We start from the raw sequence: 16,868 nt of genomic DNA on the forward strand, positions 1-16,868 counted from the left end.
AGTTGAAGTCTATAATTTTTAGAATTTATTTTGATTTTTAAAAAAATCATATATAATATGAAATATTGATTTGATTTATTGATATTTTCTTGATTATGAAAAATAATACTTGGTGGCATTAGCGCGATAGTACCACCTGATTCCATTTCGAACTCAGAAGTGAAATGTCGTAGTACCAATGGTAGTGTGGGGTGTCCTCATGCGAGAGTAGGGGGCTGCCAAGTATTTAAATTCAATGGGAATCTAATCATCGAAGCTATAAAACAATTAAAAACAATACAGATGAATTTATTTTTTATGTTTTTTTGATAGAAAAGTAATAATAATTAGCGAGTTTTTCTCTTTTTGTAGAAAATAAAAATATAACTAAACATCAATATAATATTGTAACTTGAATTTTTTAAATATTCTATTATCTGTTGTTTCAATAGTATTGAAAAGCAATTATCACCACAATGAGAACTAACGTGCGTGTAAGATTGAAATTTAAAAAAGTTTTAATTAGGAATGTAATAATTAATTTTTAAAATAAAAAATTATAATAAGAGACAATGACTTAAATTCAGTAATTATACTATATAATAAAGACTAAAATGAATCTTTTTTCTTACGTAATTCAGAAAAAACTTGCCACTCTTCTTTAAGGTCACAGGGTAAATTTAATGATTTTTTTATATTTGAGTGACCACAACGAAAGAAAGGATTAACCTTTAGTTCTAAATTTAGCGTTGTTGGCACAGTGGGTTGTTTTTTTTTATATAATTTAATAATCTTATTGCGATAGTTGATAATGGATTGATCTTGAGGTAAAATAGAGATAGCGAAGTTAACATTAGATAGAGTATATTCATGTCCGCTGAAAATTAAGGTATTACGAGGGAGGTATCTAATTTTTAAAAAGGATTCATACATATATTGAGCAAATCCTATACAAATTTTACCACAACCTGCTGAAAATACAGTATCTCCGCAAAATAACCAGGGTGCGCTATAAAACCCAATATGCCCCGGTGTATGCCCAGGTAAATTGAGAACTTTAAATTTTTTTTGTAATAATACAAAATCATCTCCTTCTGATACCAAAAAATGAGAGCCATTATTTTTAGTTTCCGTAGGACCATAAACAATCGTTTTTGGAAAATATTGAATTAAAGGGGCTACTCCATTGACATGATCAATATGATTATGAGTCAATAAAATTGCTCGTAATCTAAATTGGAATTTTTTTAAAATATCTAGTACCTTTGTTGCTTCTCCGGGATCAATAATTATGCATTCATTTTTATAATTATACAAACACCAAATATAATTAGTGCTTAATACAGGGACTCTAATGATATTCATCATGGATCGTAGTGATACAAATTTAAAATAAGTATTTTAAAATTTTTTCAGAAATATTCAATGGGTAAAAATATTATTTTTAGTACTTAGATTAATTGTTTTAAATATAAAAATAAATACAACAGACATTTCGTAAATTACGAGTAAACAGTGTTGTGTCGTCGTTAAATCAGAAGATATATAAGTTTAGTTCATAAGAATTTCGATACGTAAGAGCCTTATATATGAAAATTATATTTCTATAATTATTATATGATTAATTATGTAATAATACTGATTCCAAATAATAATCATTAATAAAAATCTTCATTTATAGGGCATTTCGCAGCTAATCGAGCTAATTGATCGCATCGTTCATTATCTGGATGTCCAGTATGGCTTTTTAACCAATTCCAATGTATAATGCTATGAATTTGTATCGCTACATCTAGACGTTGCCATAAATCAATATTTTTTACTAATTTTTCTTCAGAGGTTTTCCAGTGATGTTTTTTCCATATATGAATCCATTGAGTAATGCCGTGTAATAAATATTGGCTGTCAGTATTTAAAATGATTTGACAGGGATTTTTAAGCGATTCTAATGCGATAATAGCCGCCATTAATTCCATACGATTATTAGTAGTTAATCGGTACCCAATACTAAATTCTTTCTTATGTTGTTTATACCGTAATATCGCAGCACAACCACCTGGACCTGGATTACCAAGACATGATCCATCCGTAAAAATTTCTATTTTTTTATACATATTATAGGATATATTATCATTTCAATTTAAATAACTAGTGTGACACAAATGAAAAGCTATGAGCACTAATATTATACGACAAATCGTTTTAGATACTGAAACCACTGGCATGAATAAGTTTGGGCCACATTATGAAGGACATAGGGTTATTGAAATAGGTGCAGTAGAGATAATAAACCGTCATCTAACTGATAACACATTCCATGTTTATTTGAAACCAAATCGTATGATTGACATTGAGGCCATTCAGGTACATGGAATTAGCGATCAATTTTTGAAAAATAAACCAACTTTTTCAGAAATAATAAATGAATTTTTAACATTCATTCGAGGGAGTGAATTAATTATTCATAATGCTTCTTTTGATCTAGGATTTCTTAATCAAGAATTACGAATTTGCAAGGCAAACTCAAAAAAAATAGAATCTTACTGCACTGTAATTGATAGCTTAAAATTAGCTCGAAAAAAATTTCCAGGACAACGTAACAGTTTAGATGCATTATGCGAACGTTATTTTATTAATAATGGTAATCGCCGAAATTTACATAGCGCATTACTTGATGCGCGACTTCTAGCTAATGTATTTTTATCTATGAGTGGAGGTCAAATAAAAATGAAATTTATGGAAATAATGAATACAAATATATCAAATAATAAAATCAATAATATAATAAGACTAAATAATACAAAATGTATAAATAAAAGATCATTAAAAATCATTTATGCTAACGAACAAGAAAAATTAGCTCACGAAGAATATTTAGATAGCATACAGCAGTTAAATAAATCTTGTATATGGCGACAATAATAATGATGTAACAAAATAATAATTTTCAGATTGTTTTTCATAATAAAATAAAACAGTAGATACGTTTCTAAGCAGTATAAATATACTCTATATTGCAGATAAGTTTTAAACTGAAATAAATATATTATGAATGTTTATTTAAAATTTAATGTCTTTAATTTGTTAGTTAGACACAATACATAATATCATAACATATTATTTTTTTGAAGGAGTAATCATGTATCATGATATAATTTATAACGAATTTAATGAAACTATAAAAATGATGCAGATATTTTCTGGTGAAAAACATAACATTCAAACAATAGAATCATCTGCAAAACTTATTGCTAATGCTTTTAAAAAAGGAGGAAAAATATTATCCTGTGGAAATGGTGGTTCGCACTGTAATGCTATGCACTTTTCAGAAGAACTGACCGGACGTTATAGAAGCAATCGTGCAGGTTATGCAGCAATAGCTATTTCTGATCCTTCATATTTATCGTGTGTTAGTAATGATTTTGGGTACAAATATGTTTTCTCCCGTTATGTTGAATCTATTGGAAATGAGAAAGACGTACTATTTGCTATCTCTACTTCCGGAGAATCAACCAATATTCTATATGCTATAGAAGCAGCGTACAAACAAGGTATGAAAATAATTTTCTTGACCGGAGAAAAAAAAGAAAACAAAGTATCTAACTATATAGATATAGAAATTTGTGCGCCATATGCAAGTTATCTTGATTATATTCAAGAAATTCATATTAAAATAATCCATTTACTTATCTTGCTTATAGAAAAAGAAATGGTGTCCATTTCGTGAGAAATGATGAAAATTGATTCCAATGCGTAACCCATGCAGAAGGATATTCTACAAATAGAAACAAAACATGTATTTACTTGTTTTTTTGTACAAACTTGATACACTTAGGTCTGTATGTGTTCTAGAGGGCTGGATTTTTTGTCGGTATAAAAAGTAGAAGATATTCTATTATATTATGCGTTAAACTTTTTTGGTAAGCAAATGCCGATATAGCTCAGAAAGGCAGAGCAGCGCATTCGTAATGCGAAGGATATAGGTTCAAATCCTATTATCGGCATAATGATGTAATATCAATATTTTACTGATTTAAATAATTTTGATTTATGATCAAACGTCTGTATTTTTCAAGCAACACTGAGCCTATTGCTTTACTAATTTATAATGCAAGGATATTTACTTACAATTGAGAGAAATTTTCAGAAAGATAATCAACTACCCCTTTCTGTGATGCTTCTAATCCCTTTTTATTTTTGTTCCATTGAGCGGGACAAAGCAAACCATGAACCTCATGAAACTTCAAGGCATCTACCATGCGAATCATTTCATCAAAATTTCTACCAAAAGGTAAATCATTAACTACTTGATGACGTATTACTCCCGATTTGTCAATTAAGAAAGAAGCGCGTAAAGCTACGCCTTTATTCGAGTGTTCAATACCATATTTTTTAATAATTTCACGTTTTATATCAGAAACCATAGCATACTTTAACAATCCAATCCCTCCCTGACTTACAGGGATTTGTCTCCAAGCATTGTGCACGAAAACTGAATCTATAGAAACCCCAATAACCTCCACATTTCGTTTCTGAAACTCAACATAACGTTTGTCGCAAGCAATCAATTCCGATGGACACACAAAAGTGAAATCCATGGGCCAAAAAAACACTATTGCTTCTTTTTTATTAATATAATTTAATAAATTAAAATTATCTACAATTTCACCGTTTCCTAATACTGCGGAAGAAGTAAAATCTGGAGCACAATGACTAACTAATACCATATTGATTCCTTATAATTTTTGTTGTAATACATTCAATATTTTTACGACATTAAATATATAAATATTGATGCTGACAATCAATATTTATTCTACTGTTTAAACTATCTTTATACAAACAATACTATATAAAAAATTTTTAAAATAAAAAATTCCTTATCTGTTTAAATATTTTTTATAAAATCTCATTCTTTTTTATGAATTACTAATCTGATGATTTAGTATTATTTCATGTAGATACTATATCTACAATAACATGATTCGGCAATAAAATTTATTGTTTATTATTAACAATAATAATCGATTATTACTGTATAATTTATCTTAAATCCTTATTTTCAAGATAAAACTATTAATAAAAATTTAATATTTCGCGATAATAAATACAGAGAACCACAATAATTACTCTATATTGAAAATATAGTAGTATTTTTCAATTAAAAGTCAGTATATAAAAAAATTATAAAAACCTGAAGATTTTTTATTTATTTTTTGAATAAAAACCAAATCCTTGTATCTAAATTGAAAGATTTAGAGTCAATCACGACCACTTAATTGAAAAATAACTTAATCAATTCAATTAGATCATTTAATATCTTCTTAAAAAAATTAAATTCAGGAAATTTATGATACTTGATATCATCAATAATAATAGTGATTAACAACATACAAATTCAATTATGTCAATTGATATTTTCATGATCAACATCTACGTATTCTAGCTATTAAATAAACAATCATGTGTAGTCTTTGACTTAATAAAATTAATATTTCATTTAATAATCGGTAAATAATAAAGATACACAGAATGATATAAAAATGTAGTCGATAATGATTAAATAATCGTGTGAATAATATTAGACAATATTAATTGTAAAATTTGTCATCATATTTTCATTCGTAAATAAAAATCGATCCAAATAATATATCAAATAATTAATATTACACTCATATATAATAAATTATTTTTAATAGTAGATATAACATTTCCTTGAAAATACTTTATTAACAAAATTATATACTATAATATAGTAACAATTTTAGCAATTTTACGTATGAAATCAATTAATTTTAATTAATACAACTTATCTGAATAAAAATCTATATTGAAATTCAAAAAATAGTTATTAAATAACTGATGATAATAATCCCATAAACTATTGAATATTTTTCATATATGCAACAAATCTTTTATTCTATCAATTTTATTTGATAGATCTTAAACGATATTATTATTTAATTTATACTTTTTAAAATCAATATTAATTAAGTCAGAAAAAATATAAAAAAATTGTTATTATATTTATTAAGGATTATAAATTATGGCATATACATATAACTTTTTAAGTTATGAATATATTACTTTTATTGTGCATAATATATATAAATACAGATTATTATAATAAATATAGTTTATAATTAGTACTTACTATATTTATATATTAATTAATAAACATTTCTTTAATTAGGATAACATTTATGCCATTTCAACTATTACAAACAGATGGCCACGCACGTCTTGGTAGACTTATTTGTAACCAAGGAATAGTAGATACACCTGCCTTTATGCCAGTAGGGACCTATGGATCCATAAAAACATTAACTTCAAAGGAAGTTGAAGCCAGTGGAACACAAATCATTTTAAGTAATACTTTTCATTTATGGTTACGTCCTGGTTTAGACATTATAAAACTACACGGCAGCTTACATAAATTCATGAGTTGGAATGGCCCTATAATTACAGATTCTGGAGGATTCCAAGTATTTAGTCTAAGTAAAACTCGTACAATCACAAGAAAAGGAGTATGCTTTAAAAGCCCTATTGACGGTCATCTTGTGTTTTTAACTCCAGAAAAATCCATAGAAATTCAGCATGATTTGCAATCCGATATAGTTATGATATTTGATGAATGCATATCTTATCCCAACACTTGGGATTATGTAAAAAAATCAGTAAACATATCTTTAAATTGGGCTGAACGCAGCCGTTTACGTTTCGATACATTACATAATTCAAATATGTTATTTGCTATTATTCAAGGAGGTATGTATGAAAATTTAAGGGATATGTCAGCAAAAGAATTAATAAATATTGGTTTTGATGGATACGCAATAGGAGGTTTATCAGTAGGTGAGCCGAAAAAAGAAATGTATCGTATTTTATCTCATATATGCAAATTAATTCCTACAAATAAACCACGCTATTTAATGGGTGCTGGGAAGCCAGAGGATTTGCTGGAGGCTGTACAGAAAGGTATTGATATGTTTGATTGCGTTATACCAACGCGTAACGCTCGTAATGGATATTTATTTGTTTCTGATGGAACAATTAAAATTCGTAATGCGCAATACAAAAAGGACACTTCTCCGTTAGATGGAGACTGCGATTGTTATACTTGTCAACATTACAGTCGTTCTTATTTGCATCATTTAGATTGTTGCAAAGAAATTCTTGGTGTGCGTTTAAATACCATTCATAATTTAAGATATTATCAGCGTTTAATGAAGGAATTACGTCAAGCTATAAAAACAAAATCATTGCAAAACTTTATCGATATTTTTTATAAGCGTGTTAATCGTATTTAATGTTGAATTTATATTCAGTATTTTTTTAATTAGACCCAATGATTCAAATTATTCATAAAACAGGAAATATACATGAACATATTTACTAATGCTGCTTGGGCAAGTGTCAATGCTAATTCTCAGGGTAATCCGTATTCCTTAGTGATCATGTTAACAGTATTTGCTGGAATTTTTTATTTTATGATCTTTAGGCCACAACAAAAACGTAATAAAATTCATAAAGAATTATTAAGCTCCATCTCTAAAGGAGATGAAATCCTAACTAATGGCGGATTAGTCGGGCGTGTGGTCAAAGTTACGGAAACAGGCTATATCTTTGTTATTCTCAATGACAAAAATGACACTAATGGCAATGAAATATTGATTAAGCGTGATTGTATTACTGCTATTTTGCCTAAAGGCACTATGAAAGCATTATAATTTATAATTTCAATATAGATTGAGATAAGATTTTGTGTTAAATAATTATCCGTTATGGAAGTATCTTGCGGTTATCTTAGTATTTGTTACTGGTATAATCTACACATTACCGAGTTTATATAGGGATTATCCTACAATATATATTGCTCAATGTGCTCTAGAACGAAATTATCAAGAGATGGATGATATTTTATTATGTCAAATAAAAAAGATACTTGCATACGAAAAAATAATTAATAAATCTATTGTATCGCAAGCAAATAAAATTCGAATACAATTTTTTCAGGAACAGGATCAACTTCAAGCTTACCGAAAACTATCAACTATTTTTTCAAAAAAATATCAGATATTACTTTGTAATACTCGAAACATACCACATTGGTTATCTGCAATAAAAGCTAAGCCTATAAAATTAGGATTAGATTTATGCGGCGGAATATATTTTGTAATACATGCAAATACGAAAACTGTACTAGATAAATTCCAAGAACAATATATTAATTCTTTAAGAGTTATCTTATTTGAAGAAAACATTCCCTATTTACAAATATACAAAATTAAAAATAATGATATTGAAATTAATTTCAAAAATTCTAATTATAGAAATAAAGCAATTTTACCTCTATCTAAAATAGATAATGAGCGAATATTGTATGCAATAGGAACCAACAAATTACATGTGATTTTTTCTGAAAGAAAAAAAAATGCAATTCGTGAGCACGCAATACATCAAAATTGTACTATTTTACATCATCGTATCCACCAGTTAGGTATTACTGAGCCATTAGTACAACGTCATGGAAGTGATCGTATTATTATAGAATTACCCGGTTTTCAAGATATTGAAAAAATTAGAGAGATGCTTGGTACCACGGCAAGCCTGGAGTTTCGACTGGTTAATTCAACAATAAGTGAATCTAAAATAAATAATAATTTAATTCCAGAAGATTCTGAGATAAAATTGAGCGATAATGGTTATTTAGTGCCGTTATATAAACAAATAGTGTTATCTGGAGACAACATCATTAATTCTAATGTTGGTTTAGATGAGTATAATCGACCTCAAGTGAATATTTCTTTAGATAAAACAGGTAGTATCTCAATTTCTAATTTTACTAAAAATAATATTGGCAAAGCAATAGCTACTTTATTCGTAGAATACAAAGATAGCGGAAAAAAAGATTCTAAAGGACATGCTATTTTAATTAAACATGAAAAAGTTATTAATATTGCTACTATTCAATCTCAATTAAGTGATAATTTCCGTATTTCCGGAATCAACAATTTAAATGAAGCACGTCATCTTTCGTTATTATTACGTATGGGAAATTTAGCAGCACCTATTCATATTGAAGAAGAACGCATGATTGGTCCTACACTTGGTAAACAAAACATTGTGCGGGGATTTATTGCATGTGCTTTAGGATTATTAACTTCTATATGTTTTATGATTTTATGGTATCATTACTTTGGATTAATCGCTAGTGTTGCTTTAATTGCTAATTTAATACTCATGATAAGTACGATGTCTATAGTCCCAGGAATAGTGTTAACTATGCCAAGTATAGTAGGCATAGTATTGACTTTATCCGTAGCTGTAGACGCAAATGTATTAATTAACGAAAGAATTAAAGAAGAAATAAAACAAGGTAAACCAGTGCAATACGCTATATACGCGGGATATCGTAAAGCGCTTACTAGTATTGTAGACGCAAACATTACAACTATTATTACTTCTATTATACTATATTTAATCGGTACAGGACCAATTAAAGGATTCGCTATTACTACTATTATTGGAGTAGGCACATCAATGTTTACATCTATTTTTGGTACTCGTGCTGTTGTTAATTTAGTCTACGGGAAAAGACGTATTAATAAACTATCCATTTAACTTTTTACGTTTTTAAATCATATATACCAATTTTATATATTTTAATTGAATTTTTTAAAATGAGTGAAAGTTATTATAAAATTTATGATTTTCTTGCATGGAAACGTTTAATATTTTTTTTATCGATATTTTTATTCTTTATTTCATGCTGTACTATGATAACGCGCGGTTTTAACTGGGGGATAGATTTCACTGGAGGTATGTTGGTTGAAATTAGTTCAGAAAAAGATGTAAATCTCATTAATATTCAAAATATTTTAGTTCAATCAGGATTCAAAAATCCTATCGTGCAACATTTTGGTTCTCAGAAAGATATTATGATACGATTGCCATTGGATCCTAATGAAAATAAGATTAATCAACATACTATAAGCAAAGTACTATATACCTTGCGACAAGGTATTGTTCAAAATTTTTTCGTTAAACAAGTAAATTGGATTGGTCCCAGCGTCCATAGTCAACTGATAAATACAGGAATAATAGCTTTATTAGTCGCATTAATATGTATCTTAGTATATATAACTTTTCGTTTTGAATGGAGATTAGCAACTGGAGTAGTCATATCTTTAATATATGATATGGTAGTTATTTTAGGTATATTATCTTTATTTGCTATTAAAATAGATTCCACCATTATTGCTGCCCTAATGTCAGCAATTGGTTATTCTATTAATGATAAAATTGTCATTTTTGATAGAATTAGAGAAAATTTCTATTATACACCTGTATCAAAATCTATAGATATATTTAATATCTCATTGAGTCAAGTATTAAGTAGAACTATTATAACTTCAGTTACAACTATTATGGTACTACTGATACTACTAATTTGGGGGGGGGATATATTACACGGATTTGCGGTTACTTTATTACTTGGAACTATTATTGGCACAGTATCATCTATATATATAGCTTCTGCGTTAGCATTTAAATTTGGTACTGCACGTAATCATTTTATAAAAATTAACAAAAAATAAAATTTTTCACTACTAATTGTATATTTTTGCTTAACAAACATCAAAAATATAATAGTATTTTTGCTACTATATCAACACTGATTGATATTACTGTTAAACATAAGTGTTTTGGAATACAGTTTATATATGATGTATGATTTATATTTTAAACAAAATTAAATTTATAACAACATTACGTATGCGTTATACATTAACGCATACGTATTTAATTATCAATAAACATTACTACAATTAATATATAAACAAATGAAATCTAATACATTATTATGTAATAAAATATTAGCTGTGATACTCGTATCTCATGTCTGATTATAACTTCAACATTTACTGAATAATTTATTAATATCATGACATGGTCGAGAGACCCAAAACAATAGCACTCTCGTAATATCGGATTTAAATTATTTTTTATTAATAAAATTGATCATTATAAAAATATATTTAGTTTCACGATCTCATGATACTATGACAGACAATATTATACTACATGACAAAAGATTTTTAACACGAGCACTTCAATTGGCATGGAAAGGACGATTTACTACGATGCCTAATCCTAATGTAGGATGTGTTATCGTTCGCAACAATAAAATTATAGGAGAGGGATATCACATACGAGCAGGAGACGCGCATGCTGAAATACATGCGTTACGTATTGCTGGAAATTTAGCACAAGGAGCAACTGCTTATATCACTCTGGAACCATGTAGTCATTACGGACGTACTCCTCCTTGCACTACTGCATTAATTAATGCAGGCATTAAACGCGTTGTTGTAGCTATGTTAGATCCTCATTTTTACGCAAGAGGACGTGGTTTACATTTGCTGCAACAAGCAGGTATTGAAGTACAGCATAGTCTGATGTTACCTGAAGCTGAATCAATAAATCGAGGATTTCTCAAACGTATACGTACCGGATTTCCATGGGTTAAATTAAAATTAGCTGCATCTCTAGATGGTAGGACTGCTATGTCTTCTGGAGAAAGTAAATGGATTACATCTATTCAGGCGCGCCAAGATGTACAATGTTTCCGTGCAGAAAGTGATGTCATTCTTTCTACTGCTGGCACTGTTTTAGCAGATGATCCAAAATTAAATGTACGTTGGGAATGCTTTTCAGACGAAATGAAACGTATTTATGCCAACAATCAAATTAGGCAACCACTAAGAGTCATTATTGATAGCACAAATAGAGTACTTCCAACGCATCGTATTATACGATATGAGGGAAAAATTCTACTCGTGCGTTTAAAAAAAGACCATCGAAATTGGCCCTCATCAGTAGAACAACTATTATTATCATCAATTAATTGTCATGGCCATCATCGAATAAACTTAACAGAATTAATGCAACATCTTGGATATCGTGAAATTAATAATATTTGGGTAGAAGCAGGCGCTACTTTTTCAGGAGTGTTATTAGATATTGGATTGGTAGACGAACTTATTTTGTATCAAGCTATAAAATTTTTAGGATCTGACGCGCGGCCTTTATGTTTATTACCAAATATCAAATGTCTGAATGACATTAAATCTTTTAAATTACTTGACGTAAAAAATATAGGACCAGACCTTCGTTTAAGGTTAATTCCAAAGGGTATGTAATATATTTTTTATTAGTTATATTAATTTATGCTATGCTATAACATGTTTATTTATAAATAAGAACAAGTAATGATGTCAGTAACCTGAATAATAAGGATTATAATGAATATTATTGAAAGCGATACTATAGCAAATAAAGCTAAGATTGCTATCGCGATTGTTCGATTTAATCGTTTCGTTAATAATAATTTACTTGAAGGAGCTTTAGATGTTTTAAAAAGAATTGGACACGTAAAAGATGAAAATATAACCATAATTTGGGTTCCAGGCTCCTATGAATTACCATTAATCGCAAAAGCATTGGCTATTAGTCATAAATATGATGGAATAATAGCTTTGGGTACAGTAATTCGTGGATTTACCATTCATTTTGAATTTGTTGCAAAAGAATGTAGCTCTGGATTATCCAGAATTTCCATGGAAAACACATTGCCTATTGGATTTGGATTACTTACTACGGATAATATTAGTCAAGCTATAGAACGTTCAGGTATTAAATCTAATAACAAAGGATCAGAAGCTGCTTTGGCTGTTTTAGAAATGATTAATATACTAAAAATAATTAAAAATAGTTCTTAATACATATAAATATATAAAAGGAATTATGTGAAAGCAATTAGTAGAAGGCGTGCTCGTGAATGTACATTGCAGGCATTATATTCTTGGCAAGTATCTAAAAATGATGTTAAAGAAATAGAACGTTATGTTGTAACAGAGCAAGATATTCAAGATTGCAATATCTCTTATTTTCATGAATTATATATTGGAGTAATAAGTTGCGCTGAAGAATTGGATAAATTAATGATACCGTATTTATCCCGAAATTTAGAGAAATTAGGTTATATTGAACATTCAGTGTTACGTATCGCATTATTTGAGCTTACCAAATGTAATGATATACCATATAAAGTTGCCATTAATGAAGCAATTGAGCTTGTAAAAATTTTTGGAGCTGAAAAAAGTCATAAATTTATTAATGGAGTATTAGATAAAATAGCCAATCAGCTTTGTGTTAGTACAAACAATCATATTATTAAATAATAATATGATTGTTTGTATAATGAAAAATAAATTTGAAGGAATAATAATTGTTTTTATTAATCCCGAACCGAATAGACATGTGCTACTGATATGTTTTTAAATATGATTAGTGATTTGAAATTATCTAAAATATGGTGTTTATTTGCTACTGGTTTTGGTTTAGGTACAATTTCTTGGCTACCCGTAGGAACTGTAGCGTCATTATTAGCAATACCAATATGGTGGATTTTGAACTATTTATTTTCATTTCAGTTTTACTTTTTGTTCTTGATTATTGGAATAGGAGTAGGCATATATTTTTGCGATCATACTACCAAAATACTTGGTGTTCATGATCCTAAATCAATCGTTTGGGACGAATTTGTTGGTATGTGGATGACATTAATTATAGTACCAATACATAGTTGGTTATGGACGATTATCGCATTTTTATTATTTAGAATATTTGATATAGTAAAACCCTGGCCAATTTCATGGTGTGATCGTGAAATAAAAGGTGGATTTGGCATTATTATTGATGACATATTAGCGAGTATTATATCGGTTTGCATCATTTTATTACTAATGAATTTATATCATTAAAATGTTAATAAAATATATATATATATATGTCAATAATATTGAAAGTTAAATTTATGCGCGTTAGATTATTCAAACGTCATACTACATTGAATATAACCTTGTTAATGTATCCATTTTATAATTTTTTTATAAATACCTATGCTATCTAATCCCAATTCAGAAAGTATCTCTGATTGTGAACCTTGAGAAATAAAAAAATCAGGCAAACCAATATTTAAAACAGGAATTGATAGCTTATTTTGCATAATAAATTCATTTACCCCGCTTCCGGCTCCACCCATTATTGTATTTTCCTCTAATGTTATTAATACTTGATGATTTTTAGCAAGAGTTTTTATTAAGTTTTCATCTAATGGCTTAACAAATCTCATATCTACTAGGGTCGCATTTAATTCAGATGCAACATTATAGGCTGATTGCAATAAAGTTCCGAAATTAAGAATTGCAATGCAATTTCCTTGGCGACGTATTACACCTTTACTTAATGGTAAAGTATACAATTTTGTTGTATCTACTAAATTACCGGGTACTGCATATCCCTTGGGATAACGTACAACACTAGGTCCATATCGGTAACGATATCCTGTATATAACATCAACTTACATTCACACGCATCACTTGGGGTCATTATTATCATATTCGGAATACAACGTAAATACGATAAATCAAAAGCGCCTTGGTGAGTTTGCCCATCTGCTCCGACAATACCTCCTCGATCGACAGCAAATAACACAGGCAAATTCTGAATTGCTACGTCATGGATTACTTGATCATATGCGCGTTGTAAAAATGTTGAATAAATAGCGACAATAGGTTTATAACCCGCTATAGCTAATCCAGCAGCAAATGTCACAGCATGTTGTTCAGCAATTGCAACATCAAAATACTGTTTTGGATATTTTTGAGAAAAGATACTCATTCCAGAACCTTCTCTCATCGCGGGCGTAATTCCTATAATCTTATTATCTCGAGCCGCAACTTGGCATAACCAATCACCAAAAATTGCAGAATAAGTTATATTTTTAGAATGCTCTGTAGGTAACGATCCGCTTTCGGGATTAAATTTTGGTACTGCGTGCCACTTAATAGGATCTTTTTCTGCAGGTTTATAGCCACAACCTTTTTTGGTAATAATATGTAAGAATTGTGGACCTTTCATATCACGTATATTTCTCAAAATATATACTAATTCTAATACATCGTGTCCATTAATGGGGCCAATATAATTAAAACCAAGTTGTGAAAATAATGAACTTGATGTGCCATTAAAATTTTTGATTTGGTTACCAATATGTTTAATCAATGTATTAGTTGAAAAAACGTCAGACAATATTTTATTATTGTCTACTTTTAAATTGGAATATACTTTTTTTGATAAAATATGAGTATGATGATTGTTTAATGCTCCTACGTTTTCTGAAATAGACATTTCGTTATCATTTAAAATAATCAATAAATCAGATTTTGTAGATCCAGCATGGTTCATTGCTTCAAAGGCCATCCCAGCAGTTATTGCTCCGTCTCCTATCACGCATACTGTACGACGTCCTAGCATTTCTCGCTCTGCCGCTATTGCTAGACCTAACCCCGCGCTAATTGAAGTAGAGGAATGTCCCACTGATAAAACATCATATTCGCTTTCATCACGACAAGGAAATGGATGTAATCCGTTCTTTCTTCTAATACTAAAAATACGTTCGCGCCGCCCCGTAAGAATTTTATGTGGATATGCCTGATGCCCTACATCCCAAATTAAATAATCAAATGGAGTATTATATACGTAATGTAATGCTACGGTAAGTTCAATAGTCCCTAATCCAGATGCAAAATGGCCGCTAGATTTGCTAACACTAGTTAAAAGAAATTGACGTAACTCATTACACAACTTTGCTAAATGATCTTCAGATAATTGTCTTAATTCTTTAGGAGTATTGATTAAACCTAATATGGGGTATTTATTTGAATTACAGTTCATATTAAATTTATTTAATATTGTTTATTTATGTAATTTTAGTTGTTACGTTTAATAATATAACGCGAAAATGCAGATAAAATATTAACATTATAGCCTAATTTCGCAATGTATTTTAAAGATGTTAATGACTCACAATATAAATCTTGAGCTTTAGTGCGAGCTGTGCTTAATCCTAATATTTTTGGATAAGTGTTGTTGACATCGTTATGATGCGATTGCATACTGCGTTTTTTTTTCTGATTATATGCATGTGAAATATCTATAATGTCGTCTTGTATTTGAAAAGCTAAACCTATAGTTGTAGCATAGTGGTCTAGAAATGACAATACGTCGTCGCAGCTTTTGTTGCCTGCTGCTAACGCTCCAATGCGAACTGCAGCTCGAATTAATGATCCTGTTTTGTACTGATATATGGTTTCTAACTGTGTGGCTGATATATTTTTATTATTTTTATTAATTAAATCTAAAGACTGACCTAAGCACATTCCATTAGCTCCGCTGGCAGAAGCTAATGTAGCAATCATTTTTAAACGATTTTGATCTGTGACAGTTGGCATATGTGCTTCTGAAAGAATGGTAAAAGCCAATGTATGTAGAGCATCACCTGCTAAAACAGCAATAGATTCTCCAAATTTGACATGACATGTTGGATGCCCTCTACGCAGTTTATCATTATCCATAATAGGTAAATCATCATGAATTAAAGAATAAGCATGTATGCATTCAATGGCTGCTGCTGGAGCATTAAGATTTGACGATCTAACACCAAATAATTTACCTGTTTGATAAACTAAAAAAGGACGTAACCGTTTTCCTCCTAACAGCACACTATAACGTATTGCTTGCATAAGGAGAGATACATCTTGCTTAAGAAACATAATCAAATAACGACTAATAGCTTCGTCTACTCGTTGATGGCTGTCACGTAACTCATTAGAAAAATCAATCATAAGCATAGTATTGTACTAATACCATAAAATCATAAAATAAAACACTATTAGATATATGTATTTAAATGACATACACAGTATATAATAATATTACATAATAAAAATATCTATATATTAGTATAATTATTTTCATC

General features: G+C 29.1%; 15 protein-coding genes, 1 tRNA gene and 1 rRNA gene. 12 read left to right on the forward strand and 5 right to left on the reverse strand.

The window, feature by feature from the left end; translation table 11 throughout:
* Positions 1 to 108 precede the first annotated feature (108 nt).
* Positions 109 to 224, forward strand: a 5S ribosomal RNA gene (gene rrf, locus BCHRO640_RS01140).
* Between the two features lie 364 nt (positions 225 to 588).
* On the opposite strand, the gene gloB is transcribed toward rrf, so the two are convergent.
* Positions 589 to 1,344, reverse strand: coding sequence for a hydroxyacylglutathione hydrolase (gloB, locus tag BCHRO640_RS01145; RefSeq protein ID WP_015344498.1), 756 nt, complete (start codon positions 1,342 to 1,344; stop codon positions 589 to 591).
* Positions 1,345 to 1,637: 293 nt separating this feature from the next.
* Complete coding sequence (rnhA, locus tag BCHRO640_RS01150) at positions 1,638 to 2,093, reverse strand: ribonuclease HI (protein ID WP_011282770.1); 456 nt, start codon at positions 2,091 to 2,093, stop codon at positions 1,638 to 1,640.
* Positions 2,094 to 2,151: 58 nt separating this feature from the next.
* On the opposite strand from rnhA, the gene dnaQ reads away from it, so the two are divergent.
* The 3 genes from dnaQ (at position 2,152) to BCHRO640_RS01165 (ending at position 3,983) form a co-directional block, all read left to right on the forward strand.
* On the forward strand, positions 2,152 to 2,901 hold the full coding sequence (gene dnaQ, locus BCHRO640_RS01155) for a DNA polymerase III subunit epsilon (RefSeq protein ID WP_015344499.1): 750 nt from the start codon (positions 2,152 to 2,154) through the stop codon (positions 2,899 to 2,901).
* 217 nt (positions 2,902 to 3,118) lie between these two features.
* A complete protein-coding gene (gene lpcA / locus BCHRO640_RS01160; protein ID WP_015344500.1) occupies positions 3,119 to 3,706 on the forward strand; it encodes a D-sedoheptulose 7-phosphate isomerase in 588 nt (195 codons plus the stop codon).
* 203 nt (positions 3,707 to 3,909) lie between these two features.
* A tRNA-Thr gene (locus BCHRO640_RS01165) sits at positions 3,910 to 3,983 on the forward strand.
* A gap of 120 nt (positions 3,984 to 4,103) precedes the next feature.
* Here the strand turns inward: BCHRO640_RS01165 and BCHRO640_RS01170 are convergent.
* Positions 4,104 to 4,706, reverse strand: coding sequence for a peroxiredoxin C (locus BCHRO640_RS01170; protein WP_011282773.1), 603 nt, complete (start codon positions 4,704 to 4,706; stop codon positions 4,104 to 4,106).
* Between the two features lie 1,476 nt (positions 4,707 to 6,182).
* On the opposite strand from BCHRO640_RS01170, the gene tgt reads away from it, so the two are divergent.
* From tgt to BCHRO640_RS01210, 8 genes are all read left to right on the forward strand, one after another.
* Positions 6,183 to 7,289 carry a tRNA guanosine(34) transglycosylase Tgt gene (gene tgt / locus BCHRO640_RS01175; RefSeq protein ID WP_015344501.1) on the forward strand — a complete coding sequence of 369 codons (1,107 nt, stop codon included), beginning with the start codon at positions 6,183 to 6,185 and terminating at the stop codon, positions 7,287 to 7,289.
* A gap of 72 nt (positions 7,290 to 7,361) precedes the next feature.
* Positions 7,362 to 7,709, forward strand: coding sequence for a preprotein translocase subunit YajC (yajC, locus tag BCHRO640_RS01180; RefSeq protein WP_011282775.1), 348 nt, complete (start codon positions 7,362 to 7,364; stop codon positions 7,707 to 7,709).
* Positions 7,710 to 7,743: 34 nt separating this feature from the next.
* Positions 7,744 to 9,603 carry a protein translocase subunit SecD gene (secD, locus tag BCHRO640_RS01185; RefSeq protein WP_015344502.1) on the forward strand — a complete coding sequence of 620 codons (1,860 nt, stop codon included), beginning with the start codon at positions 7,744 to 7,746 and terminating at the stop codon, positions 9,601 to 9,603.
* A gap of 59 nt (positions 9,604 to 9,662) precedes the next feature.
* Positions 9,663 to 10,580 carry a protein translocase subunit SecF gene (secF, locus tag BCHRO640_RS01190; RefSeq protein WP_015344503.1) on the forward strand — a complete coding sequence of 306 codons (918 nt, stop codon included), beginning with the start codon at positions 9,663 to 9,665 and terminating at the stop codon, positions 10,578 to 10,580.
* A gap of 465 nt (positions 10,581 to 11,045) precedes the next feature.
* Positions 11,046 to 12,185 carry a bifunctional diaminohydroxyphosphoribosylaminopyrimidine deaminase/5-amino-6-(5-phosphoribosylamino)uracil reductase RibD gene (gene ribD, locus BCHRO640_RS01195; RefSeq protein WP_015344504.1) on the forward strand — a complete coding sequence of 380 codons (1,140 nt, stop codon included), beginning with the start codon at positions 11,046 to 11,048 and terminating at the stop codon, positions 12,183 to 12,185.
* A gap of 102 nt (positions 12,186 to 12,287) precedes the next feature.
* A complete protein-coding gene (ribH, locus tag BCHRO640_RS01200) occupies positions 12,288 to 12,764 on the forward strand; it encodes a 6,7-dimethyl-8-ribityllumazine synthase (RefSeq protein WP_015344505.1) in 477 nt (158 codons plus the stop codon).
* A 27-nt stretch (positions 12,765 to 12,791) separates the two neighbouring features.
* A complete protein-coding gene (gene nusB / locus BCHRO640_RS01205; RefSeq protein ID WP_015344506.1) occupies positions 12,792 to 13,226 on the forward strand; it encodes a transcription antitermination factor NusB in 435 nt (144 codons plus the stop codon).
* 90 nt (positions 13,227 to 13,316) lie between these two features.
* Positions 13,317 to 13,808, forward strand: coding sequence for a phosphatidylglycerophosphatase A family protein (locus tag BCHRO640_RS01210; protein WP_015344507.1), 492 nt, complete (start codon positions 13,317 to 13,319; stop codon positions 13,806 to 13,808).
* 101 nt (positions 13,809 to 13,909) lie between these two features.
* Here BCHRO640_RS01210 and dxs read toward each other — a convergent pair whose 3' ends face one another.
* Both dxs and ispA read right to left on the reverse strand, forming a co-directional pair.
* Positions 13,910 to 15,784: a 1-deoxy-D-xylulose-5-phosphate synthase gene (gene dxs, locus BCHRO640_RS01215; protein ID WP_015344508.1), complete on the reverse strand. Its 1,875-nt coding sequence runs from the start codon at positions 15,782 to 15,784 to the stop codon at positions 13,910 to 13,912.
* Between the two features lie 35 nt (positions 15,785 to 15,819).
* Positions 15,820 to 16,740, reverse strand: coding sequence for a (2E,6E)-farnesyl diphosphate synthase (gene ispA, locus BCHRO640_RS01220; RefSeq protein ID WP_015344509.1), 921 nt, complete (start codon positions 16,738 to 16,740; stop codon positions 15,820 to 15,822).
* Between the last annotated feature and the right edge of the window lie 128 nt (positions 16,741 to 16,868).

The sequence above is a fragment of the Candidatus Blochmanniella chromaiodes str. 640 genome (genome assembly GCF_000331065.1).
Lineage (GTDB): Bacteria > Pseudomonadota > Gammaproteobacteria > Enterobacterales > Enterobacteriaceae > Blochmanniella > Blochmanniella pennsylvanica.

What these genes read in the sequence shown, in the direction of transcription:
- gloB (WP_015344498.1), bottom strand. Translation starts at nt 1,344, where the DNA reads ATGAATATCATTAGAGTCCCTGTATTAAGCACTAATTATATTTGGTGT.
- rnhA (WP_011282770.1), bottom strand. Translation starts at nt 2,093, where the DNA reads ATGTATAAAAAAATAGAAATTTTTACGGATGGATCATGTCTTGGTAAT.
- dnaQ (WP_015344499.1), top strand. Translation starts at nt 2,152, where the DNA reads ATGAGCACTAATATTATACGACAAATCGTTTTAGATACTGAAACCACT.
- lpcA (WP_015344500.1), top strand. Translation starts at nt 3,119, where the DNA reads ATGTATCATGATATAATTTATAACGAATTTAATGAAACTATAAAAATG.
- BCHRO640_RS01170 (WP_011282773.1), bottom strand. Translation starts at nt 4,706, where the DNA reads ATGGTATTAGTTAGTCATTGTGCTCCAGATTTTACTTCTTCCGCAGTA.
- tgt (WP_015344501.1), top strand. Translation starts at nt 6,183, where the DNA reads ATGCCATTTCAACTATTACAAACAGATGGCCACGCACGTCTTGGTAGA.
- yajC (WP_011282775.1), top strand. Translation starts at nt 7,362, where the DNA reads ATGAACATATTTACTAATGCTGCTTGGGCAAGTGTCAATGCTAATTCT.
- secF (WP_015344503.1), top strand. Translation starts at nt 9,663, where the DNA reads ATGAGTGAAAGTTATTATAAAATTTATGATTTTCTTGCATGGAAACGT.
- ribD (WP_015344504.1), top strand. Translation starts at nt 11,046, where the DNA reads ATGACAGACAATATTATACTACATGACAAAAGATTTTTAACACGAGCA.
- ribH (WP_015344505.1), top strand. Translation starts at nt 12,288, where the DNA reads ATGAATATTATTGAAAGCGATACTATAGCAAATAAAGCTAAGATTGCT.
- BCHRO640_RS01210 (WP_015344507.1), top strand. Translation starts at nt 13,317, where the DNA reads ATGTTTTTAAATATGATTAGTGATTTGAAATTATCTAAAATATGGTGT.
- dxs (WP_015344508.1), bottom strand. Translation starts at nt 15,784, where the DNA reads ATGAACTGTAATTCAAATAAATACCCCATATTAGGTTTAATCAATACT.
- ispA (WP_015344509.1), bottom strand. Translation starts at nt 16,740, where the DNA reads ATGCTTATGATTGATTTTTCTAATGAGTTACGTGACAGCCATCAACGA.